20 protein-coding genes are annotated in these 25069 nt (G+C 68.4%); 6 read left to right on the top strand and 14 right to left on the bottom strand.

The genetic code is table 11. The features are described 5' to 3' along the window. The first annotated feature begins 50 nt into the window (after positions 1-50). From LIP_RS13455 to LIP_RS13435, 5 genes are all read left to right on the top strand, one after another. Positions 51-1331: a TRAP transporter substrate-binding protein gene (locus LIP_RS13455; protein WP_068139425.1), complete on the top strand. Its 1281-nt coding sequence runs from the start codon at positions 51-53 to the stop codon at positions 1329-1331. Positions 1332-1506: 175 nt separating this feature from the next. Continuing rightward, positions 1507-1932 (top strand): TRAP transporter small permease subunit, encoded by a 426-nt coding sequence (locus tag LIP_RS13450; protein WP_068139422.1) that lies wholly within the window; start codon positions 1507-1509, stop codon positions 1930-1932. Positions 1933-1941: 9 nt separating this feature from the next. Continuing rightward, the gene (locus LIP_RS13445) at positions 1942-3276 is read left to right on the top strand and encodes a TRAP transporter large permease (protein WP_068139419.1); all 1335 of its coding nucleotides are present in this window, start codon (positions 1942-1944) and stop codon (positions 3274-3276) included. Positions 3277-3333: 57 nt separating this feature from the next. Next, positions 3334-4434, top strand: coding sequence for a zinc-binding dehydrogenase (locus tag LIP_RS13440; protein WP_068139415.1), 1101 nt, complete (start codon positions 3334-3336; stop codon positions 4432-4434). Between the two features lie 90 nt (positions 4435-4524). Then, positions 4525-6927 carry a polyamine aminopropyltransferase gene (locus LIP_RS13435; protein ID WP_144440502.1) on the top strand — a complete coding sequence of 801 codons (2403 nt, stop codon included), beginning with the start codon at positions 4525-4527 and terminating at the stop codon, positions 6925-6927. Here LIP_RS13435 and LIP_RS13430 read toward each other — a convergent pair. The 12 genes from LIP_RS13430 to LIP_RS13375 all read right to left on the bottom strand — a co-directional run bounded on the left by LIP_RS13430 (position 6836) and on the right by LIP_RS13375 (position 22235). Further along, the gene (locus LIP_RS13430; protein WP_198409552.1) at positions 6836-7606 is read right to left on the bottom strand and encodes an SDR family NAD(P)-dependent oxidoreductase; all 771 of its coding nucleotides are present in this window, start codon (positions 7604-7606) and stop codon (positions 6836-6838) included. The genes LIP_RS13435 and LIP_RS13430 overlap by 92 nt on opposite strands. Positions 7607-7802: 196 nt before the next feature. Further along, on the bottom strand, positions 7803-8435 hold the full coding sequence (locus LIP_RS13425; protein WP_068139408.1) for a hypothetical protein: 633 nt from the start codon (positions 8433-8435) through the stop codon (positions 7803-7805). A gap of 191 nt (positions 8436-8626) precedes the next feature. After that, complete coding sequence (locus LIP_RS13420; RefSeq protein WP_068139404.1) at positions 8627-12817, bottom strand: TonB-dependent receptor; 4191 nt, start codon at positions 12815-12817, stop codon at positions 8627-8629. 126 nt (positions 12818-12943) lie between these two features. Then, positions 12944-13657, bottom strand: a complete 714-nt coding sequence (locus LIP_RS13415) for a response regulator (protein WP_068139401.1) — start codon at positions 13655-13657, stop codon at positions 12944-12946. A gap of 214 nt (positions 13658-13871) precedes the next feature. Further along, positions 13872-14636 (bottom strand): sensor histidine kinase, encoded by a 765-nt coding sequence (locus LIP_RS13410; RefSeq protein ID WP_068139398.1) that lies wholly within the window; start codon positions 14634-14636, stop codon positions 13872-13874. A gap of 336 nt (positions 14637-14972) precedes the next feature. Beyond that, positions 14973-15185, bottom strand: a complete 213-nt coding sequence (locus LIP_RS13405; protein ID WP_068139394.1) for a hypothetical protein — start codon at positions 15183-15185, stop codon at positions 14973-14975. A gap of 48 nt (positions 15186-15233) precedes the next feature. Further along, the gene (locus LIP_RS13400; RefSeq protein ID WP_068139390.1) at positions 15234-16154 is read right to left on the bottom strand and encodes a hypothetical protein; all 921 of its coding nucleotides are present in this window, start codon (positions 16152-16154) and stop codon (positions 15234-15236) included. Beyond that, entirely contained in the window at positions 16151-17428 is a 1278-nt protein-coding gene (locus tag LIP_RS13395) for a secretin N-terminal domain-containing protein (protein WP_082726334.1), read from the bottom strand. Before LIP_RS13395 ends, LIP_RS13400 begins: the two co-directional genes overlap by 4 nt. A 68-nt stretch (positions 17429-17496) precedes the next feature. Further along, positions 17497-19245, bottom strand: a complete 1749-nt coding sequence (locus tag LIP_RS13390) for a COG1361 family protein (RefSeq protein WP_068139384.1) — start codon at positions 19243-19245, stop codon at positions 17497-17499. Between the two features lie 127 nt (positions 19246-19372). After that, on the bottom strand, positions 19373-20146 hold the full coding sequence (locus LIP_RS13385) for a hypothetical protein (protein WP_068139380.1): 774 nt from the start codon (positions 20144-20146) through the stop codon (positions 19373-19375). A 210-nt stretch (positions 20147-20356) separates the two neighbouring features. Then, complete coding sequence (locus LIP_RS13380) at positions 20357-21355, bottom strand: hypothetical protein (protein ID WP_068139378.1); 999 nt, start codon at positions 21353-21355, stop codon at positions 20357-20359. A 157-nt stretch (positions 21356-21512) separates the two neighbouring features. Continuing rightward, positions 21513-22235, bottom strand: a complete 723-nt coding sequence (locus LIP_RS13375; protein WP_082726333.1) for a response regulator — start codon at positions 22233-22235, stop codon at positions 21513-21515. A gap of 356 nt (positions 22236-22591) precedes the next feature. On the opposite strand from LIP_RS13375, the gene LIP_RS13370 reads away from it, so the two are divergent. Further along, a complete protein-coding gene (locus tag LIP_RS13370; protein WP_158509687.1) occupies positions 22592-23239 on the top strand; it encodes a LuxR C-terminal-related transcriptional regulator in 648 nt (215 codons plus the stop codon). A gap of 18 nt (positions 23240-23257) precedes the next feature. On the opposite strand, the gene LIP_RS13365 is transcribed toward LIP_RS13370, so the two are convergent. After that, positions 23258-23953, bottom strand: coding sequence for a LuxR C-terminal-related transcriptional regulator (locus LIP_RS13365; RefSeq protein ID WP_068139369.1), 696 nt, complete (start codon positions 23951-23953; stop codon positions 23258-23260). A gap of 123 nt (positions 23954-24076) precedes the next feature. Beyond that, positions 24077-24949 (bottom strand): UPF0164 family protein, encoded by an 873-nt coding sequence (locus LIP_RS20115; RefSeq protein ID WP_068139367.1) that lies wholly within the window; start codon positions 24947-24949, stop codon positions 24077-24079. Positions 24950-25069: the final 120 nt, after the last annotated feature.

The raw sequence follows: 25069 nt of genomic DNA, 5'->3' as shown, positions 1-25069 counted from the left end.
AAGTCGGCGGAAGGCACCCGGGGAGCGTGGCGCTGTTAGGAGAGACGAAGGTGGAAGATCTGACAAACCATGAATCGAGTGGGGAGGTGTCGAAGATCATGAGGAAGCTGTCCATCGCGATGGTGTTCGTTGCGTTCCTTGCCGTTGTCACGGCAGCGCCTTCTGAAGCGGCCAGCGCGCAGCGACCGGCTCGGTTGACCATGCAGAGCATCTGGGCGCCTTCGATCACCCTATGGCGGCCGGACAAGTACTTCGCAGACCTGGTTAACGTCCTCGCCGATGGGGTTGTCCACGTCGACTACTTCGACGGAGGCACACTCGTCACCACCTCGGACGAGCTGTTCGACGCCGTGAGTACGGGGGCGCTCGACCTGGGCAGCGACTGGCCCAGTTACTGGGAGGGGAAGAACACCGTCTTCGCCCTCTTCACGTCGGTCCCCATGATCTTCACCCCGGGAGACTACATGGTATGGTACTGGCAGGCCGGCGGTTTCGAACTGGCGCAAGAGATGTACGGCAAGTACGGAATGGTGTGGCTCCCGCACTCGGTGACCAGCCCCGAATCCGGCCAGCGCACGAACGTTCCTATCCGCAGGCTTCAGGACTATGCCGGAATCAAGATGCGCCAATGCGGGCGAAACCAGGCCCGAATCCTCGAGCAACTCGGCGCGGCACCCGTCTTCACCCCCGGCGCCGAGATCTACCTCTCGCTGCAACGAGGCGTCCTTGATGGGGCGGAGTTCTCCGTTCCCGAGGTCGACTGGAGCATGGGCCTGCAGGAGGTCACCAAGTACAACGTCCAGCCCGGATGGCACCAGCCCGGCCCGGTCTCAGGGATCATGATCAACAAGCAGTCGTATGATCGACTGCCCGACCGCGCCAAGTTCATCCTCAAGCAGGCCGCCATGGCCACCATGATGTGGTCGTGGACGTTCTTCGAGTACAGCTCCGGCGAGTACACCGACAAGTTCCTCGAAGCAGGCACAACCATCACCCGGCTCGAGGACGACGCCATCGCAGAGCTCCAGGCCATCGCCGACAGGCTCCTTATCGCGGATGCCCGTGCCAATCGGGATCATGCCAAGGTTGCCTTCTCGATGGTTCAATTCCTGAAGGACGTCCAGCTTTGGCGTGACTCGCAGCAGCCGTACATGTTCGGTCGTACCCCGCCCACACTGGAAAAGCTCTACGAGGAACTCCGAGCGATTGCCCAGCAGCACGGTGTCTACGACGACGTCATGACACTCCGGGAAAGGGTAAGGGCTCGCAACAAGGCGCAGGAGTTCTGGACGCCCTCCATGCCCTACACCGGGAACCCCGTCATGCCGTAGGCTGCGTTACCGGAACCCGTCGAGCCCCCCCGGAGGTTGGTGACGCCTCCGGGGGGCCAAAAAGGGGGAGATCCTCACGCGTTCCAACGGGCTCGAGCTGATCACGCACCTCATCAAGGCCATCGACACGTTCACGGAGTGGACAGGAAAGGTCTTCAGCTGGACCATCGTCGGCATGGCGGGGCTATCCATCTACGAGGTGGTCATGCGTAGGTTTCTCGGGAGGCCCACGATCTGGACCCTCGAGGTGACCGGGTACGTGCTTGCCGCCAACGTCATGCTCGCCCTCGGGTACACCTTGTTCCACAAGGAGCACGTGAACGTGGATTTCATCACAGAGCGAGTGTCGGGCAGGGCCCGAGCGATCCTTGAGATCGTCACGATCCTGCTCTTCCTGGGCCCCTTGCTCTATGTGCTTCTGACCCAGGGGTATGCCTACGCGCAGCGATCGTGGGCGGTCCTCGAGAGAGCCCCGTCAGCCTTCAACTCCCCGGTCTATCTGGCCAAGACGCTCGTGCCGCTCGGCGCGGGTCTGCTGGCCCTGCAAGCATTCGGGGAGATCCTCAGGAACGCGGTTCTCCTTGCCAAGGGAAGGCGGTAATAGACATCCATGACCATGTCACCTGAACTGTTCATAGCCTTGATGTTCCTGGCCCTGATCATCGGCTTGCTCATGGGTCACCCCGTCGCCTTCGTGCTGGGCGGCTTGGCAGTGCTCTTCGGGTACCTCGGGGGCATGGGGCGGATGTGGCCCATCCTCATAGGCAGGACGTACGACATCGTCACCAACGAGATCTACGTCGCCATTCCGCTCTTCATTCTGATGGCAACGCTCCTTGAAAGGGCAGGCATAGCCGAGGGGCTCTTTCAGGCGCTGATGCACGTGTTTGGAGGTATGCCGGGATCCATCGGCCTGGCGGTCGTCGTGCTTTCGGTGATCTTCGCGGCCACGACCGGTATCATGGGCGCAACGGTGGTCAGCATGTCGCTCATGGCCATGCCCGCCATGCTGAATCGCGGCTACGACAAACGGCTCGCCACAGGAGCCGTCGCAGCCGGGGGTACGTTGGGCATCCTCATTCCACCGAGCATCATGCTCGTGCTGATGGCCGACCAGTCCGGCATCTCGGTCGGAAGGCTGTTCGCCGGCGCATTGGGGCCGGGTCTGCTGCTGGGTCTCCTCTACTTCGGATACGTGGCGATCTTGACGCACATCAAGCCGAAGTTTGGTCCCCCACTGTCAGCCGAGGAAAGGGATTCGGTCTCCGGAGGGCAACTCGTCCGGATGCTGCTGGTGAACCTCATCCCTCCTCTGGTCCTGATCTTCGGCGTCCTGGGATCGATCTGGCTGGGCGTGGCGACGCCGACCGAGGCGTCTGCCGTCGGCGCGGCCCTGGCGTTCGTGCTGATGGTGGCCTATCGACAGTTCAGCTGGCGAGCGCTGGCCGACGCCATATGGCGCGCCACGCGGACGAGCGCCATGGTCATCGGGGTGATCATAGGCGCATCGCTCTTCACGGCAGTCTTCTTGAGGGCAGGAGGCGGAGCCGTCGTCACCAATCTCGTCACGAGCTTCGACTTCCTCGGGCGATGGGGCGTCTTCGTAGCGATGATGGCGATCGTGCTTCTCCTCGGCTTTCTGGTCGACTGGATCGGCATCATCCTCATCACCTTCCCCATCTTCCTGCCCATCTCCGCGTCGTTGGGTTTCGACCCGGTCTGGTTCGTCATCATGATGGCGATCAACCTGCAGGCCTCGTTCCTCACGCCTCCGGTCGGGTACGCGCTCTTCTACTTGAAAGGCACGGTCCCGCCAGGTGTCAGGCTTGCCGACATCTATCGAGGGGTGTTCCCGTTCGTGGCATTGCAGGTGCTGGGAGTCATCGTTGTGGCTATGTTCCCAGCGATTGCAGCCTGGCTCCCGAGCCTGATCGCTCGTGGTTGAGGCAGACGTCGGGGAGGAAACGCAAGGATACTCGGGACGTGAAAGGGGAGGACGTCGATGGAGGCAGCCGTACTCTCAGAGGTCGGCGGCAGCCTGGTCCTGGAAGAGATAGCCGACCCCAAACCCCGGCGCGGGGAGGTCCTTGTCGACGTGGCGGCGTGCGGCGTCTGTCACACCGACCTCCACGTCCTGAAAGGTGAGGTCAAGTTTCCGCTGCCCGCGGTGCTAGGACACGAGATTTCAGGAGTCGTGGCGGAGATCGGCGACGACGTCGAGGGGATCCAGGTAGGTGATCGGGTGATCTCCTCCTTCATCATGCCCTGCGGCCACTGCCACTATTGCGCGCGCGGTCGTGACGACCTGTGTGAGAACTTCTTCGAAAAGAATCGGCTACGCGGCGTGCTCTACGATGACACCACGCGGCTCTTCCGCAGAGACGGTACGCCCCTGGCGATGTACAGCATGGGCGGGCTCGCCGAGTACGCAGTGGTACCGGCGACCGACGTCTTCCCGGCTCCCACCAACCTGCCGCTGGAGGACGCTTCCATCCTGGGATGCGCGATCATGACCGCCTACGGAGCCGTGAAGAACCAGGCGCGCGTGGCACCCGGTGAGACCGTCGCGGTGATCGGAACCGGTGGCGTCGGGTCGAACGTCATTCAGATCGCACGGGCGTTCGGAGCCACGGAAGTCATCGCTGTCGACATACGAGACGACAAGCTCCGAGCGGCTCGTTCGCTGGGGGCTACGCAGGTGGTCAACGCAGCTCAGACCGACCCGGTGGCACGCGTCATGGAACTGACCGCCGGACGGGGAGCGGACGTGGCCATCGAGGCACTGGGCCGGCCCGAGACCGTGGTGAACGCCTTCATGATGACCCGTGACGGAGGACGGACCGTCGTCATCGGCATCGGATCCGGTTCGACCGCTGCGCCCATCGAGATCACCCGACTCGTCCGTCGCGGCATCCAGTTGAGCGGATCGTACGGCGCCCGGGTCCGGACCGACGTTCCGGAGATTCTGCGGCTGGTGGAACGAGGCCAGATCAGCGTCTCTCAACCCATCACCCGCCGGTACAGCCTTCGTGACGCGGACGAAGCGTACAGAGCTCTCGACCGAGGCGAGATCGTCGGACGCGCCATCGTCGTCATGGACTGAGGGGTGAAGAAGACGCCGGGCGGTGGAACGCACCCCACCAGTGACCTCTCGAAACGGCGCCCCACGGCTGAGCACCCGCAGCGGAGCCTGGTGGTCGGCGTCTTCCTTACCTCCTGCAGCCTGCTTCTCCTGCAGATCAGTCTGACCCGGCTGCTTTCGGTCGTCTTGTCCTATCACTACGTCTTCGCGGTCATCTCCCTCTCGCTGTTGGGTCTAGGCGCGGGAGGCATCCTGACCCACTTTCTCGGGGCCCGGCGGTCCGGCGGACACCTCGAGGTGGCATCGCCGACGTCTCTGGCATTCCTCCTTTCGCTCTTCACCGCTGGCTCCGTCTTCCTCGTCACAGGGATCGCCCGCGTGGATCCTTCCCGGGTGCCACCCGTCTCTTACTTCGTCCTCCTCAGCTTGCCGTTCCTCGTCGGTGGTGCCCTCATGGCGCAGATCTTTCGCTCGTTCCCACGTGCCAGTGCTCGTCTCTACGCAGCCGATCTGGTCGGATCGGCTGCTGGCAGCGTGGGCGCGATTCTCGCCCTCGATGCCCTCGGTCCGGTGGGAGCTGCCTTCCTCGCTGCGCTCATGGCCTCGGTGGCGGCCCTGCTCTTTGCCGTTCGATCGGCGTCCAGGCCGGCGGGAGCGACGGTAGCGTCCGCGGTGCTGGCTCTCGTCGTGGCGGTCCTTCTTGGAGTGAGCGCCTCCGGAGCGTATCGGCCGGCCATCTCCATGGGGACCAACCCTGAGAAGGAGATCCACGATGCGCTTCACGGGCCGTTGGGCGGCGAGATCGTCGAGACGAGGTGGAGTTCGTTCGGGCGCACCGACGTCGTGCGATATCGCGAGGACACGGGTTACATGGACCTTTACCTTGACGGCACCGCAGGGACTCCCATGTACCGATTCAACGGGGAGACCACGGAACCCGACGAGGCGGTCGCATCCCTCAGGCTGGAGTTCCCAGGCTATTTCCCGTTCTTCTTCCTGGGTGAGCAGCGAAGGAACGCTCTCATCATCGGTCCGGGCGGGGGCCGGGACGTCCTCCTTGCGAGGATGGCAGGAATCCAGCGCATCACGGCGGTGGAAGTCAACCCGGATCTCGTGGACCTGGTGCGCAGCTATGAGTGGTACAACGGCGGCATCTACACCGGCACGGGGGGTGTGGAGGTGATCGTGCAGGAGGGGAGGCACTTCCTCAAACGGACGCCTGAGAAGTACGACGTGATCATGCTCTCCCTCCCCGTCACCAACACGAGCCGCAGTCCCGAGGGGTATGCGCTCACGGAGAACTTCCTGCTGACGACGGACTCCGTGAGGGATTACCTGGAAGCGCTCACAGAGGAGGGCCAGCTGGTCGTAGTGGCTCATGACGAAGCGGAGATCCTGAGGGCCCTGGTCATCTCGCTGGTTGCGCTGGAAGACCGCGGGCGTACCGTCCCTGAGTCCATGAAGCAGGTCTACGTCCTGGGATCGTTCCCCTTTCCGGTGTTCGTGCTGAGAAACTCAGCGTTCGACCCGGACACTTCGGCGACGATGTACCGTGCCATGCACCGGTTCGGGTACTCGCCCCGGTCGTCCTACTTTCCCTATCTCGAAGGCGCAACCGACCTGAATCAGATCCTCCTCGCACTCGCCCGAGGCGGTCTCCAGCTTCGCGACCTGGAGGCGATGGTCTCCGCCATGGGGTACGACATCTCTCCGGTGACGGACGACCGCCCGTTCTTCTTCAAACTCGAGACCGGACTGCCCAAGCAGGTGCTGGCTGTCTTCGGTTTCTCTCTCGTGCTCCTCGTGACCATCGCCCTGCTGCCCCTGCTGATGCGAAAGGGATTCGCGGCTGGTGCGGTCGAACCGGGCAGCACGGACCACGCACGTGTGGAAGTACGGACCGTCCTCCTCTTCGCGATGATCGGGATAGGGTTCATGCTGGTCGAGATCGCCCTCTCCCAGCAATTCACGCTCCTTATCGGGAAGCCGACGCTCGCTCTGGCCGTCCTTCTCTTCTCTCTCCTGGTAGGAGCCGGCGGCGGGAGCTTGCTGAGCGCGCGGGTAGCCCCCGGCAAGATCGAGCCCACGGTAGCCGGTGCGACTCTCTCCGTCGCCCTGGGGGTACTGGTCTTCGCGCTCGCCCTGCCCGCGATGGTGGACCACCTTCTGAGCTACAGCCTTCCTGTACGGATCCTCGCCTCGGCGGGTCTCGTGATGCCGCTCGGATTCGCCATGGGCTTTCCGTTTCCCCTGGGTGTCCGGCGGCTCGGCGAGAGGGGCGCGGGGTGGCAGGTGCCGTGGATGTGGGGCGTGAACGGGGCCAGCTCTGTCTTTGGGTCGGTCGCCGCGATCGTCGCTGCGATGAGCCTCGGCTTCCGTGAGGTGCTGCTCCTCGCGTCGGGATGCTATCTCGTCGTGTCCACTACTGCGCGGTCCAGCCGCCGTCCACGAGGAGCGTCTGCCCTGTCACCATGGACGCGGCCGGTGAGGCGAGGAAGACCACCGCGCCGATGATCTCCTCGGGTTCTGCCACCCTCCCCAACGGGATCCTGGACAGGATGTCGCGCCGGAACTCGGGGTTCGAGAGGGTCTGTTCCCCGAGAGCGGTACGGACGAAGGTGGGGCCCACCGCGTTCACCCGGATCCCGTAAGGGGCCCACTCCAGCGCCAGGACGCGGGTAAGATTGACGACGCCAGCCTTGGCCGAGCAGTATGCTGCCCGGTTGTAGTACCCGATGACGCCGTTCTGGCTCGCGATGCTCACGATGCTCCCCCGGCCCTGCTCCTTCATGACCCGACCCACCCGCTGCGAGCAGAAGAAGACGCCCTTCAGGTCTACGTCCAGAACCGCGTCCCAGTCGGCTTCGGTCACCTCCAGCGCGGGCTTGGCCACCTGGACTCCGGCGTTGTTCACCAGGATGTCGATACGGCCCAGGGCAGCCACGGTCTGGGCCACCATCCCGTCGATCCGTCCCAGGTCCCTCACATCCACGGGCACGGCCACGGAGCGCCGGCCGAGGGACCGCACCTCCGCCGCGACCTCCTCAGCCTCCGCCATCGAGCCGGGTAGGTCCGCCACCGCGACGTCCGCACCGTAGTGGGCCAGCCCCACGGCCAGGCTCCGCCCGATGCCCCTGGCAGCCCCCGTCACCAGCGCCACCTGATCCCTCACGTCCAGTGCCGGAATCTCCACGGCGATCCCTCCGCGATGCGAGGCCGACGGGCGTGGCTCTGAGGCCCGCGCCACGGCTGCGACTCTGGTCACCCGTTCGCTTCGAACCCCAGCGATTCCTGGTGCTTCTTCGATGACCATCGAGGAAGGCGGGGAAGTGACTCGTTTCGGACGTGCGTCCCCGTGCCTCCCGTCCACGGGTGCCGCGACGTCGCCCCTAGAGCCACATCTCCGCGACCGGGTGGACTTCCGGGCCTTCCAGGCGCTGCTCCGAGGGGTTCCACACGCCGCAGAGGCTCGCGTAGAGACGGGGGTTGCCCGCCAGAGGCGCCGGCATGCTGCAGGAGACGCCCTGGGGCCTATCCGGGAGCGTGCACCCCAGCGGGTACTCGGGCGGGCGGGTTCCCGTGAGGACGCCGCACTCGCCGCCCCCGGCCAGGCGCACGAACCAGGGCGATGGGTGGGCGGGGTCCGGGGGGTTCGTCCAGGCGTCGGGCGGCTGGGGGAGGGGCTCGGTCAGCTCCAGGAGGACACCCCGGTTCTCGGCCGGGTTCCCCCGGGGGCAAGCGACCGCACCGTCCATCGCAAAGCAGGGATCGAAGATCGCGTTCCCCGAGGCGCAGCGAAAGGCGCCCTCTCGCGGCGCGGCCAGCGAGCCCGTCCAGCACGAGCCCTGCAACCGCTCGTCGGCCGTAAAGCCTGCTGGGTCGTAGATGTAGATCGCCGTGGCTCCGGCCGTGCCGGGCCACCACCCCAGCCGCCAGCCGGCGACGGCTGCAGCCACCACGACCGCCGCCGCAATCCCCCAGGCCCGCCGCCTGGAGACGAGCACGATCAGCCCCGACGCCATCGCTTCGCCGCCTTTCCCGGTGGAGATTCCCCGCAGGGACGCGCCTGCTGTCGGGCGCATCGGTTCGCAGGGCGCACCGCCCGACGCGGGCACCGCCGAGCTGTGCGAACCGGTGTCGAGCGCCTCGCGGGCGCACCGGCCCCTTCACGCTTATGCGGGAAAGGGTGGGCGTAGAAGGGCAGGCGGGGCCGTCAGAAGGTGAGCCGGGCGGAGAGCCGGGTGTAGTAGGAGGTGAAGGGGTCCTGGTCCTTCTCGCCCCATACGCCGCCGGCCAGAACCTCCGCGCTCCACCTTTCGCTGAAGCGATGGTCCCCTGAGAGCTCCACCTTGACGTGCTGCTCCAGGGGCGGCGCCTGGTCCGGAAGCACGCTCAGGTCCGTGGCTGTCCCCTGCGCGAGCTCCACCAGCCCCCCCAGCGAGGTGGTGGCGGAGAGGGCGTAGCTCACGCGGTTTTCGAGGCCGCTCCGGTAGCTCTTGCCTGTTCGGTCCTCCCGGTCCGTGCGGGTGACGGAGGTGGTGGCGGAGAGCCCCGACAGCGGCCGCCACTGGAGGATCGCCCGAGCCCGGCCCTCCTTGGAGGACTGGGGCTGCACTCCGGGTAGGCTCGCCACCCGATCGGTGCGCCTCCACTCGAGGCTGGGGGTGAGCTGGGGCCAGGCCTCCCAGCGGGCAGTGAGGCCGTAGCGGAGCTCATCGTCGCGCTTTCCCGTCTTGCTGTAGTCGGTTCGGGCCGTGCTCACGGTGCTTCCCAGCCGAAGGGCGGACCAGCCCACGTCCATCCCCCCGCCGGCCTCGGTCCGCACCTGGTCCAACAGGTACCAGCCCGACAGGTCCCGCCAGGAGGCGAAGAGGTTGGGGGTGAGGGCGAAGGGCCCCGCCCGGAAGGGAGAGGTGTCCGCGCGGGTGCTGGCCCGCTGGGTATGCACGCCGCGAGCCTGGGGCACCTGGTCCTGGGAGCGCTCGTCGTCGTAGGAGGCCCGCAGGCGGACGGGCCCAACGCCCCCGTTCCAGGCGAGGCCGTAGCTCACGGTCTCCGAGAGCTGTGCCGGCCGCTCCTCGGGTCCCTTCACCCGTAGCGGGCGGCGGTACCGGACCCGCAGCGTGAGGCTCTCCCAGAAACGGGCGTCCAGCTCGCCCAGGAGGTTCTGAGCCCGGTAGCTCTGCGCGGGGTCCGTCCAGTGCCGCAAGACCACCTGCTCGAGTCCCGCGCCCAGGGTGAGCCGGTCGTCGAGAAACCCCTCTCGTACCGTGGCAGAGTACCGGTCCTCCTGGCTGTCGTCGCCCGGGGCGTCCAGGTCGTCCCGGCGGGTGGTCTGGTAGGCTAGCTCCAGCTCGGGGCCCAGCCGCCAGGTGAGGGAGGCCCGCTCCGTCCAGAGCCGGTAGGGGGTCTCCGGCGTCGACCCGCCTGCCTCGTCGCCGGCGGGCCGGGGCATGGGAGTACGGTCCTCCTGGCGGTGGCTGAGGGCCAGGCTCAGCCGGTCCGAGGCGTCCCACCGGGCGCCCGCCTCCCAGGCGAAGAGATCCTGCCGCTCCGTGGAGCCCAGAGGGAGGAAGTCCGCCTCCTGCCGGAGGGCATTCAGGTAGAGGCGACCCCAGTCGAAGCGGCGGGCCACGGCCAGGCTGCCTTTCCACCCTTCCGCCGTGTGCTCGCTGGCGGCGAGGTCCTGGTAGCGGTACTGGTCTTCGGGGTCGATGGAGGCCTCGTCGAAGGTGATGGGACTCGGGGGCGGGTCCGCCGGGGCCGTTACGGTCCAGAAGGCGGTGTCCCCGCCGGGCTGACGGCCCGTGCCGATCCAGAGGGCTTGCGTCGGCGGGTCGTCCGGGTTCGGACCGATGCCGATAGAGGTCAGGGGTGTCCCCTCAAGGCCTGCGGGCGTCGCCTGGCGAGGGTTGGCTTCGGGATCCTGAACAACGTAGAGCCCGTCGTCGGTGGCGATCCAGAGGTTGCTCCCCCAGTAGGCCAGCGCGCGGGTCCCGGAGACGTCTGGGACGCGGAGAAGGTCGCCGCCTCCTGCTTGAGGGAGGTAGTAGAGACCCTCCGGCCCGCCGGCGTAGACGGGCAACCCGGATCCCCCGGGCGGCACAGCGATGCTCTCAAACCGCTCGCCGGAACGGAGGGTCTCGAAGGCGTTGCCCTCGGGCGCCCGCGCGAGCCCGCCAGCCCCCGCCACGTAGACGGCGCCGCCGGGGTCGACGGCGATGGCCGTGATCTCGGGGCCCACGCCAGGGTCGTGGGCGGTCCATGGTACGGGGTCGTCCTTGGTTCCGGGAAAGCTGTCGCGCGGGGCGGAGACGAGGCCGTCGGCGGTCCCCACCCAGACGGTCTCGTTGTCGATGGCCACGGCGCGGACGTCGTTGGAGGGAAGGCCGTCGTTCTCGTAGTAGCGTTGCCAGTTGGCTACGGAGTCGAGAGCGGCTGGGAGACCCTCTGTGACGTCGACCGCCGTGAGCCCGCCCCCCGTGGCGAGGAACCACCAGCCCTCGGCCACGGCGATGCCGTGGACGGGTACGCCTGCGGGCCCCTGGCCGATGCCGTAGTGATGCCATTCGGTGCCGGTGTCCGACGCCAGCACGCTGAGCCCGTTCTGATGGCCCGCGGCCAGGAACGGAGTCGTCCCCGACGGGTCCGACCCGGCCAGCGCCGTGACCTGGTTGGGCTGGTGGGGCTTCTGGTTGTCGTCGAAGGGGAACTGGTCGTGGCTCCGAGCGACCTGCAGGTCCACGTCCCACAGGTCGTTGAGGAAACGGCTCCGCAGCCCCGCCACCGTCTGGGTGTTGGGCATGGTCCCCAGGGTGGCGGCATCTTCCGCGGGTACCGGCACGTCGGCGCCCCGGAGCAGGTCCAGGCCCAGGGTCCAGCCCGGCCGCATCTCGAAGCCCACCCGGCCGCCGTAGAAGTTCCGCTGGTAATCACCGCCCCCGCCCAGGCCTCCCCGGAAGGTCTCGTACTCCACCCGGAGCGTGTCCTCCGGACCGACAGGTACCAGAACGATGAGGATGCCCGCCTCGTAGTCGATGGTGTAGTCCACGTTGCGCGCGAGGCGCCTCCCGTTGAGGAAGACCCGCTCGCTGTCGACGGCGAGGGAGAGCCCCAGGGTGTAGATGTTGGACTCCACCCGGTAGCGGTAGGAGACTTCGATGGCGTTGAGTTCGTCCAGGATGCTGGCCGGGCCACCGGGCAGCTCCAGGATCCCCTCGTCGTAGTGGATCGCCACGTCGAGCCCGACGGCAGCGGGATCCAGGCGCTGGCCCGCCTTGACCACCGTCACCTTCACCGACTCCGGGTCGAGCTCGCGGTGGCCGAGGTCGTAGTAACGTCGCCTCTGGCCCAGGTCGAAGTCCTGCGGGGTGCTGTCAGGCGAGCCGGAGCCCACCGCGACCTGCGTGTCGTACCGGTAGATCTCCTCCAGCATGGCCTCGTCGCTCGCGGTCCCGGGCGAGTAGGGGTAGGTCAGGCGCTGGTCGCCCTCGAGGTCGTTGATGTGGTTGTAGAGCCGGATCAGCTCCTGAAGCTGGTCCCGGAGGATCTGCCTGGGCTCGCGGGCCAGGATGAGGAGATCTTGGCCCGCGGGGGGCGTGAGGTAGGCGCCACGGTCCAAGAGCACGGCCTGTCCCGCCTCGAGCACTCCAAGCGGTGGGGTGCCCTCCTTCGGTCGCGCCAGATCCCCGAGGTCGTTGGCGGTGAGGACGTCTGCAAGGGAACGGCCCCCTTCAGGCTCACCGTCCACCCAGACGATGAAGGCATCCACGAAGTCCGGGTCAAAAGGTAGGCCAAGGTCGAAGAAGAACGCCCCCTCCAGGCTCGCTTCCAGGTGGCCTCCCACCCGGGTGGGGGCGTAGGGCCCGTCCCGAAGGTACCGGACGGTGTCGGAGCCGCTCTGGCCGGTGAACTCCTTCACGGCCGGGATCCCCTGGGCCCGGGCGAAGGTGAGGCCCACGGTGGCCGGTCCCAGCGGTCCCTCAGCCGCCACGCCCTTGAGGCTCAGCGACGAGGCGGTGGACGGGTTCTCGGGCTGGAAGCGGAAGTCGCCGAAGCGGGCGGTCCAATCGTCCCGGGTGAAGGTGAGGGAGAGGAGCTGGAGGTTGTCCGACTGGAGGTTGTCCAGGTCCGCCTCGATGGCGAGCCCGGCCACGACCTCGCCCGAGAGCTTCAGCCGGAGCCGCTGGGAGATCTCCGGCACCCCCAGGGAGTAGTCCGTCCCATCCAGGCCCTCCGGATCACTGAAGCCTGCCGACAGGCTCCAGGTGGCGTCGCCCGAGATGCGGAGAGACTGGGCCGACGCGCTCGGGGGTGCGACGACGAGCGCGAGGAGCAGGAGAAGGACGGCAACGCGACGGAACGCGGTCTCTGAGGCGGTTTCTCCGGCGGGCGGTCGGCTCATCCCCGTTTGCTTCGGAGGGACCGGCGCGGTTCCTCCATGGTGACCTACATGGCCTTCGGGCACGTCTTCTCCGCGGCCGGGGCGAGCGGGCCGGACCGGTAGGCACCGGACCGCTGCCGTCGCGCCTCACCGCCCCTCATTCGGGGCGGAGCGGGGCTCGCGGTAAGGGGCATCCTGTGAGCGCACCAGTCCCAAGCGGAGGGCCAGCACGGCTGCCTGGGTGCGATCGTCCACGTTGAGCTTCTCCAGGACGTGGGAGACGTGGGCTTTCACGGTGCGCACCGTGGAATGCAGGACTGCGGCGATCTCCTTGTTGCTCAGCCCTTGGGCCAGCAGCTCCAGGATCTCCTGCTCCCGGGGTGTCAGGGATGGGAAGTCCAGTCCCGAGGCCCTCGACCGCACGAGCTCCCGCACCAGCTCGGGAGCCACGGCCGGCGAGAGGTAGGTTTCTCCCTGCACCACGGTCCGAATGGCCTCGGCCAAGCGGCGGGGGGCATCCTCTTTTCGGAGGAAGCCCGAAGCACCCGCCCGGAAGGCTTCCACCGCGTAGGGGTTCTCGGGGAGGACGCTGACCACCAGCACGCGCAGCCCAGGGTGCTCGCGCACCAGGTCGCGCGTGACCTGAAAGCCGTTCACGTGACCCATGTGGACGTCCATCAACACCGCGTCCGGGTGGAACCGGCGGACCCCCTCGCGGGCCTCCTCGGGACCCGCCGCCTCGCCTGCCACGACGACCCCCTCCACCAGGCCGATCAGCCGGCGAAGGGCCCCGCGCGAAAGAGGGTCGTCGTCTACCAGCAGAATGGCCACTTCGTGTCCCCGGGACTCCGTCGATGCCATGGCGCACCTCACCCGAAGCCCAGGCGCCACGGGGAGTTCGGCTGCACCCGGAGCCGGCGGCCTGGACATCCGTTTCCCGGGCTCAGTGTACCGGACGCGCCCGGAAAGCTGCCATTGTCCTGTGGGGAACGGGCTGGTCAACAGGGCCACTGTCCTGGAGGACGACGAACAGGGGTGCGGTCCGAGGGCCGGGGTGGGAGACGCGGGCAGGGCGTCAGGGGTTCCGATCCGCCCCGGAGAGAGGGAGCCGCAGGACGGCCTCGGCTCCACCCTCCGCGACGTTTCGAAGGGTCAGGGTGCCCCCGTGGGCCTCGATGCCGGCTCGGGCGATGGAAAGGCCCAGTCCCGTCCCGCCCTCCCGGCTGCTCCGGTAGGGGCGGAAGACCTCCTCGGGTGCGAGGTCGCCCAGGCCTGGACCGGTGTCCCGGATCCGAACCTCCGCGACACCCGCGTCGCACGTGACCTCCAACCAGACGGTACCGCCTCGGGTCCCGAGCGCCTGGAGGCTGTTGAAGCTCAGGTTCACCAGGGAAGCCTCTAGAAGGGCGCGATCCCCCTGGATCACGGGGCCGGGGCCGGCGGATCGCTCAACGATCTGCACGGGGTGACCCGTTTCGGCGTTCCCCCGAGCCACCACGCGGAGCATGTCCGCAACCGACCGGACCACTTCGGCCAGGTCGAGACGGGCGCGGCGCAGGGTCCGGCCGCTGCCGTAGGCGAGGATCTCCTCGAGCAGGGCACCGGCGCGGCGGAGCGCCGCCTGAGCGATCTCCACGTCGGACGGATCCGGCGCGTGCCCGCTGGCTGCCTGGCGCCTGACGGCGTCGAGGATGAGGTCGATGACGGTGAGGGCCGTCTTGACCTCGTGGGCCGCGTAGAGCATGACACGGCCGAGGACATAGGTACGCTCGGGGTTTCCATGGTCCCTGAAGACGTCCTGAAACCGGATGACGGGCAAAGGAGCGGTCCGCACGCCCACAGATGCATTCCTCCTCTGGCGACCTCGCAATCCGTGTTCGTCGGGCTCGGCTCGCCGCGGGAGCGGCGTCCGCTGTGGGAAACGAATGGGGCACGAGGTTTTCGCGGCAGAGAAAGGATATGGGCCAACAGAGATCCGGTGCGCAGGATGCAGGGTCGGCGCAAGAGACCGTACCGGCACGGCCACCCGATGCTCCCCAGCAGACATCCACGAGTTTCTAGGAACGGCGTCGGTTTCCTGCAACCGGCCCGGGGGTTCCTTACCGCCCACGGCACGCGACGACGCCCCGGTACCCCCTTTCGGGGGCACCGGAGCGATCGGCGGTTCGGACGGCCTTTACCGGAACCTCTTGAGGAGACGCACCTCGCCGGCCAGGTCGTGAGCCCGGCGCGCCGCTTCCACGGCCACCAGCCGCGCCGCCTCCGGGTACTGGACCAAGAAGGCATAAAGTGCTTGCAGGCCCTCCCGCGGGCCGTCGATCACGCGCTCCAGGAGGAGAAGGGCCTGTTCCTCGGCCAGCCGGGTCTCCCGCGAGGGTGTGGATCCCATGGATGGAATTGCTTGCCACCTCCTTTCCTACCGTCTCCCCGGGGTGAGCTACCAGCCCACTTCGATTCCCGCGCGGTAGACGTCGTCGGTCTGGAAGGTCAGATCCAGTCGAAGGGATCCCGCGCGAGCGGCGAAACCCCCGGTCCACCTCGGGGCGAGCCCTGGCCGCTTATCGTGCTCGTAGCCCAGGGAAAGCCGGAATCGCTGACCAATGGGCACGCGCAGGCCCGCCCGGGCCACGGAGTCGTCGGGGGCGTCCAGGTTTGGATCGGAGAGCCCAAGCGAGAACTGGGTTCCCTCCAGGAGCGTTCCCGTGAGGGGCGTCGCGGTGAAGGTGAGCCCGGCCAGGCCCCTGGCCGGAGGTCGATCCGACCCCGGGCCATCGGCGATGGGCAGGTCGAGGCCGGCGAGGCCCAGGCTCGCCCAGGCGCGAAGCCTCCAGGCGATGCCGGCGTCAAGGGTCCAGAGACCCTCGGCAAGCTCGACGCGGGTCCACACGGGGCGCAGGCCGAGGGCCACAGGCCCGAGTCTCCCTGCGACGGCGTAGCTGAGCGACAACGGCTGCACCGCCTCGCTGCCCGCGAGGGTCGCGACGAACCCGCCGGCCAGGCGCCCCCCGGGATCCAGAAGGGCCACGGTGTACCCCGGGGGCCTGCCGGGCTGCTTGGGGCTGGCCACCACGGCCCAGAAGCTGGCGGAGGCCGCTGGGAGACCCGCGGCCGCGGCCGGGTTGAGGAAGACGGCCTGGATCTCGCCCGACGCGCCGGTCGCGTCGGGAAAGCCGGGTGGGGGGACGTCGCCGGGCCGGGAGGCCGCTGCTGCCGCCGCGGCCGTCCCCACCCCCAGGAGCCCGAGGATCAGGAGTGCGGCGAGGACGAGCCGGCCTGCAGCTTTCGGGCGTGCGGCACCTGGTGCGAGCCTGCGACGTACCGGCCCTCTGGATTCCGTCTTGATCAGAGCGTCCTTCATGATCCGTGACCCCCCATGTCGACCAGCCGGGGCGTGATGAGCACCACGACCTCGGACGAGACCCGGCGCTCCTTCGTGCTCGAAAAGAGGAAGCGCAGGACCGGCAGGTCCCCGAGGACGGGCACGCGGTTGGTCACCGTCTCCTCGCTCTCCTGGACCAGACCTCCCAGGGCAAGGGTCTCACCGTTCCGGACCCGAACGGTGGTGGTGATCTGGCGCCGGCTCACCACGGGCAGGTCGTCGCCCACCTGGCCTGTCACGTCGCTGACCGTGGGCTTGACGGTCAGGGTGATCTCGCCGTTCTGAGCCACCCGCGGCGAGATGCTGAGGCTCACGCCCACGTTGATGGCCTCCAGGCGGGTGAAGGGGGTGGCCTCGCTGCCGGTGACGATCTTGAAGTAGCGGTCCTCGCCCACGAAGATGTCCGCCGTGCCGCCGTCGAGGACCGTGAGCCGTGGATTGGCCCGGATCGTGGCCTTTCCGTCGCTCACCAGGCGGCGAAGGTTGGTCATGAGCTTGGTGTATGGAGTCTGTAGCATGAGCTGGGTCAGTCCCTGCAGCTGGCTGAAGCCCGCGCTATACGTTTCCGGTCGGTCGGGTGTCTCGACGGTCCAATCGAGGCCCAGCTCCTTCCGTCCCTCCTCCGAGACCTCGGTGACGACCGCCTCGATGGCCACCTGGGCCGGCGGCCGGTCGACGCGGGCCAGGTCGGAGGCGATGCGCTCCAGGAGCTCCGGCGGGGCCGTGATCAGGGCCGTGTTGGTCTCGGCGTCGAAGCGGACGTAGTTGGTGTAGTACTCCGAGAGGAGCCGGCGAGCTTGGTCCGCGGTCACGTAGCTCAGGGGAACGCGCTGCGTCCGGGTGAGCGCGTGGAAGACCGGGCTGGTGCGGTCCGCTTTCCCCACCAGGTACGTGGTCTCGTCGAGCTTGACGTACGTGAAGCCTCCGGGAGCCAGAATCAGGCGCAGAGCCTTCTCGAAGGGAACCTCGTTCAGCTCCAGGGTCACGAAGCCCTGAACGCCCGGATCCGCCAGGATGTTCACGCCGGCCTGCAGGCCGATGTCCTGGAGGGCCTGGGTGATGAAGGTCTCCACGAAGACGTTCGAGACCAGGGGCTGCGGGTCTTCCTCCTCCTTGGAGGCTTGCGGCGCAGGTGCCGGCGCCTGCAGTGCGTCCTGGGCCCGGATCGGCGCAGCCTCGGTACCGAGGCCGAGCGCCAGGCAGAGGCCAGCCACCGCCCACGGTCCCATCCACGTGCGTCGCCCGAGTGGCATGAGCGTTCCACCCCCGTCGACCTCGGCGCCCTCGCAACCTCGACGCCGGAACCTGCCCCACAGATGACTCACGGTTGTCCTGCCTCCCCTGGGCTGTCGGGTGACGAGGCAGGCGGCGTGGCGGCCGCGTCCACCCCGTCGTTCGAGAGGGTCACCAGCCGCTCCTGAACCAGCGGGGTTCCGCCCGGATAGCGGACGGTGACCCGAATCCGGTACTCGCCGGGCGTCTCCGGTCTGGACAGGAGGGCTCCCAGGTTCCGCGTCCCCCCAGGGAGTACCGGTGTGCCGGCGGGTGGGACCTCGATCTTCGCCGTCTCCACCCAGATCGGGTCTCCCACGTACTCGGCGCCTTCCACGGGCTCGGGAAGGGTCTTCAGTTCCATCAGCACCTGGGCGCTGGGGGTGGTGTGCACGGTGCCGTGGTTGGAGAACTCGGTGCTCACCACCAGGAAGCGCCCGTCCTCGGACGCCTCGACCGCAAGCGCGCTGAGCTCGCCCGCGGGCGCCAGCTCCTCGCCGAGCAGCGCGTAGATCGGGACGTTGACCTGAGTCTCCACGAACCCTTCCTTGCCGATCTCGGGGGTCGCGGTGAGGAGCACCTGGGCGTAGCGGGCACCCAACCCCGCCCCGCGCGGGGTCCGCACCCCCACCTGGAGGCTGCGGGTCTGCCCCGGCGCGAGGGTGACGCTCTCGGGCCGGAGGAGGGTCCAGCCGGCCGCGGATCCGTCGGCGGGGACGTCCTCCACGTTGGGGTTCCCCGCTGCGTCGTAGACCAAGGAGATGACGCGCCCGGTGACGGTGACGGGCACCCGGTCCAGGTTGCGGATGCGGAGCGCCGCGAAGCGGGCAGCCCCGGGGACCAGCTCGAACGAAACCGTCTCGGGTTCCACGGCGATGCGGGCGCCTCGTCCCCCCTGAGCGGCCTGCAGCAGCTGCTCGCCCACGGTGAAGCTCTGGCGGGTGATGGCCGGACGCGGCCCGCCGTAGTAGACGACCGCCTGAAGGGTGTACTCGCCGGGAGGCAGGCCGGTGGGGAGGACAGAGGTGAGCTGCACCGTGGCACCGGGCAGGACGGCGCCCCTGCCTGCGCCCAGGGGGATCTCGCGGATCTTCCGTCCCGACGCGTCCCAGAGGCTCAGCTGCCCCCGGGCGAACCCGTGCACGTTGCCCTCGTTCGTCAGCTCAGCGGAGAAGAGAAGCGCCTCGGGACCGAACTGGCGGGCCACCTGCTCGAGGCCCGGCTGGCCCGCGGAGAGGACCGCCAGCTTGGAGATGTAGAGGTCCGGTCGCACGCCCGGCGTGACGGCCACCGCCTCGACGATGACGACCAGCTCGTTCCGGAAGACCTGCTGGGGGCCCTCGCGCGGGCCTTCCTCGGGCTTGAGCCGGAGCACCACGCCCGCGTAGGCGCCCCCCCGGAAGCTGCGGGGGAAGGTGAGCTGGCCCTGAATGACCTGACCGCCTCCCGGAGGCAGGGTGAACGCCTCCGGTGAAACCTGGATCCAGCCGTCCGCCGAGTGCCCGCCGGGCTCGGAGGCCACCCGATAGTTGCCGCCCCGGTCTTGCTGCAAAGGCACGGCGAGGACGGTGAACTCGCCGGTCCGGTCGGCGCTCTCGTTGCTGATGCTGATCTCGAACGGCAGGGAGCTCCCCGGCGGCCCCTCCAGCTCGATGAGCAGGGGGCTCACGTTGAAGGAGTAGCCCTGCGCGGTCGCGGGGGCCGCGGCCAACGTCAGCAGCAGCAAGATCATGCTCCATCGAGCCAGCAGGGTGCGTCCTGCGCAACGACGGCGGGTACCCTCTCGCGCTTTCTCCATCAGGCAAGCCACCTTCGCTCATGGGTCTTGGGTTCGCGACCGTCGGACGCGGGGTGCGGGGAAGGCCGGCACGCGGCCTTCCCCGCATGGTCCCCGGTCGGTGGTACCCGGCTCTGCTTGCCGCCGGCTAGATGGTGGGCGGGACGTAAGGCTCCGTCGGAGGCTGGCCGAGCCCGGTCTGGTTGGGCAGGTAGCCGCCCGTCTGGCCGTCGATCCAGTACTTCAGGTTGGTCAGGGCCAGGCGCACCGTGCCGACGTTCTCGTACTCGGACGAGCTGTTGGACTCGACGACGTTGATCTTCTGCCAGAACTTGAACTGCATGCCGTGGTGGAGGTCATCGGTGTTCGGGAAGGTGTACGTAGCCTCGTTCAGATCCGCGGCACGTACCCACCCGTTGGCGTTGGCCGCATCGAAGCTGTTGCCGACACCGTAGTAGGTCTCGATGTAGTTGGTGGTATCCTCGGGCGCATCGGGGTTCAGGTACTGGAGGTCGTCGAAGCCGTCGAAGCTCACCAGCACCGCGTTGTTGCTCGCGATGCTGAAGTCGATGGAGTCGGACGCGTACTGGCCGGGCTTGCGGATCCGCCAGTCCTTGCGGGTGGTCTGCAGCGTCCAGTCGAGCCACTGGGCGACGGAGGCGTGGCTGGTGAAGGTGATGTCCCAGTACGCCTTGTTGCAGTTGCCGAACGTGGGACCAGAGTTCCAGCTGCGGGCCAGTTGGGCGGCGCCGCCGCTGCCGATGGACTCCCAGGCCTGGGTGTCTCCGTTGAACCAGAAGACCTCCTGCTCCTGGGCACCGGGAGGCAGCGCCTCGCCGTTGGGGTTGTACTGGGCGGACGCCCCTGCCGCGAGGGCCAGGAAGAGCACGCCCGTCAGGAAGAACGCGAGCTTGCGCGACATCGTATCCTGCTCCTCTCCTCAAGGTAGTTGATCGATGACCTCTGCCCCCCGCGCCCTCCTCATCGGCCCGCGGGGGTGCACGAGCATCAGGTCACGAGCCTGTGGCGGCCCACGCCGCCTTCCCTCGATCCTCCCGAACCACCTCCTCCAAGGGTCGTACGGTGGATGCCGTACCCGGTTTCGTCCCTTTCCCGGATGGGCGCCGCACCGTCAAGGGGTCTCCCCGCCCACCACCAGGACGGCGGCGTTGGCGAGGACGAAACGGACAACTCCCTCTGACTGATACTCGCCAGGCGCATGCTCGGGCCCCACGTCCAGGCGTTCCCAGAGGAACCAGTCGACGCCCTGTCGCAGGGTCTCGGATGAGGCAAAGGTGAAAGCCTGGTCGTTCAGCTGGCCCGAAGGCCACCAGCCGGCCGCGGAGGCCTCGCCCAGGGTGTCGCCCGCCGCGTACCAGGTGGCGATGGCGGAACTCGAACCCTCAGGCACCGGACCCTGCGAGGTCAGGTCCCCGAAATCCTGAAACTGGACGATGACCGAGCTGTTGCTCGAGATGCGCACCTGCAGGGCCAGGGAGGTGTAGTCACCTGGTTTCCGCACCCGCCAGTCCTTCCGGGTGGCCGGGAGCTCGAGGCGCATCCACGCGAACTCCTGGGCGTGCACGGCCACGCAGTCGAAGCTCGTGCTGCCGCCGCGCCACTTGATGGTGAGCGCGGAGTCGAGGCAGTAGTCGCCCGGGTCGCCGTAAAGCTGCTTTCCCTGGGGGTTGGTGCCCGTGGCGATGCGGAAGGTGAGCGTGGCCGAGCTCGCCGCCGGCAGGTCTCCGATGCTCCACAGGACGGTGGTGGAGCTGTTCGCGCCCCCGGTGCGGAAGACGTCCGCGTCGCCCATGGACCCGCTGATCGAACGGGGATCAACCTCGATCTCGCTGCTGTAGTGGTTTCGAAGGCCCAGACTCTCAACCGGGAGCGACGAGGTGTTCGCGACCGACCAGACGACCTGCCACTCGACGCGCTCGCCCACGGGTACGAGCCAGCTGCCGTCGGGCTGGCGGGTGGCGTTGTCGGTGAGGGCGTGGATGTCGTAGGAGATGGACAGGGGTGAAGCCTGGGTGGCACCCGGGGCGGAAAGCAGGAGGGTGAGAAGGAGCGTGCCCGCGAGGAGCGCGCCAGGACGCGTCCAGTCGTTGCGGCGACCGGTCCCCAGCATGCGAGATCCATCCTCTCCCCAGCATTGCCACCGCTGGCAGTATAGAGAAGGGGCGGAAGGCTCAACAATCGGTCAGGGGGAGGAGGGTGCTCGCGCGGCGGACCACTGTCCGGGAGGACAACGAACGTCCGATCGCTCCGTGTGAGGACGCGGGGTGTCAGGAGGCGCCGCGGTCCACCAGGCCAAAGCGGATGGCGAGAACAGCGGCCTGGGTGCGGTCCTCGACGCCGAGCTTCTGGAGGACTCGGGAGACGTGGGCCTTCGCGGTTCGGGTCGTGCAGCGGAGGCTGGCGGAGATCTCCTTGTTGCTGAGCCCGCGCGCCAGGAGTTCCAGGGTCTCGTGCTCCCGAGGCGTCAGGGCGGGACGCTGCGGCCTCGGCCCGCGTGCTCGTAGGAGCTGGCGCAACAGGTGCGCGGCGGTCTGGGGGTCCAGGTAGGTCTTGCCCTGGACCACGGTCGCAATGGCCTCCGGCAGGCGGCGCCCGACGTCCTCCTTGCGCAGGTATCCCGAGGCGCCGGCCTCGAGGGCCCGCGACGCGTAGGGATCCTCAGGCAGGACGCTCACCGCGAGGATGCTCCCGGCGAACCCCTGCTGGATCAGCGCCCGGACGAGGTCAAGGCCGCTCTCGTCCCCCAGGAGAAGATCCACGAGCACGACGTCGGGCAGGCGGGTCAGGACGAGCTCCATGGCCTCCCGGGCGCTGGCCGCGGCCCCTGCGTGCTCCATCGCCGGGGCCATCCCGTCCAGGAGCGAGCGGTACACGTGCCGGGCGAGCGGATCGTCGTCCACCACCACCACGCGGGTGGGTGGAACCGGCGCACGAGCGGGCTGGCGCTCCGTGTGTGAAAGCGGTGACGCGTCTGAAAGACCGCGAGCCATGCCGGTCACCCCCGTGGTTGCGCGGAATGGTGTCCGAGGTCCTGACGCGCTCCGCGTGCTCTCCCGCCCGCGCCGGATACCTGTGGGTCTCGTGCAAGGGTCATTGTACTGGAGCGCGATGGAAGGGAACAGGGTGTGGACCCCCTGAATGATGAGGGAGTTGCCATAATGCGACGCGGCTGCAGCAGGTCACCGGGTGCGCTCTCGAGCCGGAGCCACCGCTCTGACGCCTCCTTGACTCCCCCTTGACCTTGCGGCGCGACCATCGCATCACAAACGGTTTCGGAGCCGAGGCCATGTCACAGCCAGGATGTCCAGATGCTGGAGCTCCCACGTCGCCTGTCCGAGTGCTGATCGTGGAGAGCGACGATCGATACCGCGACGCGCTCCAGACCTGTCTCGCGCGCTACGACCGCATCGACGTGGTGGCCGCTGCGGCCCGCGCGCAGGCGGCGCTGCGCCTGGCGCACCGCACGCGTCCGGACGTGGCCGTTGTGGACGCCGGCCTGGCCGGATCGGTGACCGGCGTGGAGCTGGGGCTCAGGCTTCAGCGGGCTCGGCCCGAGATGGGCATGGTGCTCCTCGCGACCCAGCGGGACCCGGTCTGCCTGGCCGAGCTCCTCCTCGAGAAGCGGGCCGGGTGGTCCTGCCTGGTGAAGTCGCCCGCGATCGATGGGGAGATCTTGCGCCGGGCGGTGGAGGGAGCGGCTGCGGGGCTCCTGGTCCTCGACCCGGCGCTCGGCGCTAGCCTCGGGCTCCACAGACCCCGGAGGGCGAGCCGCGAGCTACCCCGTCTCACCCCACGGCGGCGGGAGATCCTGGACCGGATGGCCCGAGGGTACTCCAACGGGGCCATCGCCGAGTACTTGGGAATCTCACGGAAATCTGTGGAGAACCAGGTCAATCTTCTGTACCAGGAGCTCGGTATCGGTCGATCGGGGGAGTTGCAGCCCCGCGTCCAGGCGGTGCTTCTCTACCTGGGCCGGCAACCAGGGAAGGATTGACCGCAAGGCCGGACCTCGCTACCAGGGCTCCGTCGTCACCAGGCCGAAGCGGACGGCCAGGATGGCGGCCTGGGTGCGGTCTTCGACGCCCAGTTTCTGGAGGATGCGCGAGACGTGGGCCTTGACGGTTCGGGTCGTGCACCGGAGCCTGGCGGCGATCTCCTTGTTGCTGAGCCCGTGCGCCACGAGCTCGAGGGTCTCCCGCTCCCGGGGCGTCAGGGACGGGCGACGGGGCTTGGGCCCCCGCGGTTCAAGGAGCCGGCGGAGCAGGTGCGGGGCCGTCTCCGGGTGGAGGTAGGTCCTCCCCTGGGCCACGGCGGTGATCGCCTCCCGCAGGTGGTGCCCGACGCGCTCCTTGTGCAGGTACCCCGAAGCGCCCGCCTCCAGGGCCCTCAGCGCGTACGGATCCTCGGGCATCACGCTCACCACCAGGATGCCTCCGGTGAACCCGCGCTGGACCAGGGCCTGGATGAGGGCGAGGCCGCTCGTAGTTCCCAGGCGGAGATCCGAGACCACCACGTCGGGTTGACGGGCGAGGATCAGCTCCACGGCCTCCTCGGGATCCGCCGCGTCGCCCGCCCGCTCCACCTCGGGGGCCAGCCCTTCCAGCAGCGCGTGGTAAGCCTGGCGCGCGAGGGGATCGCGTTCCACCACCAGGACCCGTGTGGACCGGCTCGCGGGGAGGCCGGACGTGGGAGCAAACTGCAGGACCATAGCGTGGATCACCCGGCTTGCACGGCATGAGTCGCGCACCATCGAAGATGATGATACGACACGCGAGCTGAGAAAGCGTCTCAAACCCGTCTCAATCTGGATGCTCCTTGATGCCTCCGCGCCTCAGAACCGGTACCCCAGCGAGAGCCGGTGGGTCCCTGGGAGCACCTTGGGCTGCAGGTACGCGTAGTCCAGGCGGAGCCTGCCCAGGGCGAGGCCGAAGCCACCGCTCAGGGTGACCTCCTCCTCCAGGCTCGACGCCCCGGCCCTCAGGGCGAAGGCCGGGAGCACCCGGAACTCCGCCCCCAGGCGGACGGGGCCCTCCAGCTCGTAGTCCAGGGCCAGGGTGAGGCGGCCCGGCTGCCAGGCCGTCCCCACCACGTAGACGGGGTCGAAGGGGTCCGAGGTGCCCGAGGTGTACCCGAGTGTGCCCCAGAGGTTTCGGGCGGCCAGCCCCAGACGCACCTGGCCCAATGGGGCGAGCACCCCCACGTCGCCGGTGAGGCCGTTGCCCGTCACCGAGGCGAGACTCTCGCTCACGTAGGTCAGCTCCAGGCCCGCGGCCACCGGCCCCAGCCGCCGGGCGTAGGCGAGCCGGGCGGCGGCCAGGGTGAGGTCGAAGGAGCCCGTGGGGTTGGCGTAGGGGTCGCGGGCCTCGATCCCCGGCGAGCCCAGCCACTGCACGCCCGCCCCCAGCCCCGGACCGGCCACCCCCAGGGCCCCGTAGCTCGAGGCCCCGTACTCGCTTGAGTAGAAGGAGGTGAGCTCGAGCCCTTGAAGGGTAGCGAGGCCCGCGGGGTTGTAGTGGAGGGCGGTGGCGTCGTCGGCCACGGCCACGAAGGCCCCGCCCATGGCCAGGGCGCGGGCGCCCATGCCGATCTGGAGGTGGGCGGCGGTCCCGGCGTCGTCCTCCTGGGCCCCCGCCGGGGCCTGGGCCAGCAGGCCCAGACCCAAGCAGAGCGCGAGGAGGGACGGAAGCCGCATCACGGTCTTCATCCTGCGTGCTCCTCCCTTCATCGCTCGATCACCAGCCTCTGCACCAGGGAGCGGGTGCCGTCCTCCAGCACCACCACATAGAGGTAGAGGCCGCTTTGGTGAAGAGCGGGTACGCCTCGG

The sequence above is a fragment of the Limnochorda pilosa genome, assembly GCF_001544015.1.
Lineage (GTDB): Bacteria > Bacillota > Limnochordia > Limnochordales > Limnochordaceae > Limnochorda > Limnochorda pilosa.
This window is presented reverse-complemented; position numbering and strand designations above follow the sequence as displayed.

Coding starts and splice junctions, on each gene's coding strand:
- LIP_RS13450 (WP_068139422.1), top strand. CDS start 1,507: ATGGCGGGGCTATCCATCTACGAGGTGGTCATGCGTAGGTTTCTCGGG.
- LIP_RS13445 (WP_068139419.1), top strand. CDS start 1,942: ATGACCATGTCACCTGAACTGTTCATAGCCTTGATGTTCCTGGCCCTG.
- LIP_RS13440 (WP_068139415.1), top strand. CDS start 3,334: ATGGAGGCAGCCGTACTCTCAGAGGTCGGCGGCAGCCTGGTCCTGGAA.
- LIP_RS13425 (WP_068139408.1), bottom strand. CDS start 8,435: ATGGCGTCGGGGCTGATCGTGCTCGTCTCCAGGCGGCGGGCCTGGGGG.
- LIP_RS13420 (WP_068139404.1), bottom strand. CDS start 12,817: ATGAGCCGACCGCCCGCCGGAGAAACCGCCTCAGAGACCGCGTTCCGT.
- LIP_RS13415 (WP_068139401.1), bottom strand. CDS start 13,657: ATGGCATCGACGGAGTCCCGGGGACACGAAGTGGCCATTCTGCTGGTA.
- LIP_RS13405 (WP_068139394.1), bottom strand. CDS start 15,185: ATGGGATCCACACCCTCGCGGGAGACCCGGCTGGCCGAGGAACAGGCC.
- LIP_RS13400 (WP_068139390.1), bottom strand. CDS start 16,154: ATGAAGGACGCTCTGATCAAGACGGAATCCAGAGGGCCGGTACGTCGC.
- LIP_RS13395 (WP_082726334.1), bottom strand. CDS start 17,428: ATGCCACTCGGGCGACGCACGTGGATGGGACCGTGGGCGGTGGCTGGC.
- LIP_RS13390 (WP_068139384.1), bottom strand. CDS start 19,245: ATGGAGAAAGCGCGAGAGGGTACCCGCCGTCGTTGCGCAGGACGCACC.
- LIP_RS13385 (WP_068139380.1), bottom strand. CDS start 20,146: ATGTCGCGCAAGCTCGCGTTCTTCCTGACGGGCGTGCTCTTCCTGGCC.
- LIP_RS13380 (WP_068139378.1), bottom strand. CDS start 21,355: ATGCTGGGGACCGGTCGCCGCAACGACTGGACGCGTCCTGGCGCGCTC.
- LIP_RS13375 (WP_082726333.1), bottom strand. CDS start 22,235: ATGGCTCGCGGTCTTTCAGACGCGTCACCGCTTTCACACACGGAGCGC.
- LIP_RS13365 (WP_068139369.1), bottom strand. CDS start 23,953: ATGGTCCTGCAGTTTGCTCCCACGTCCGGCCTCCCCGCGAGCCGGTCC.
- LIP_RS20115 (WP_068139367.1), bottom strand. CDS start 24,949: ATGAAGACCGTGATGCGGCTTCCGTCCCTCCTCGCGCTCTGCTTGGGT.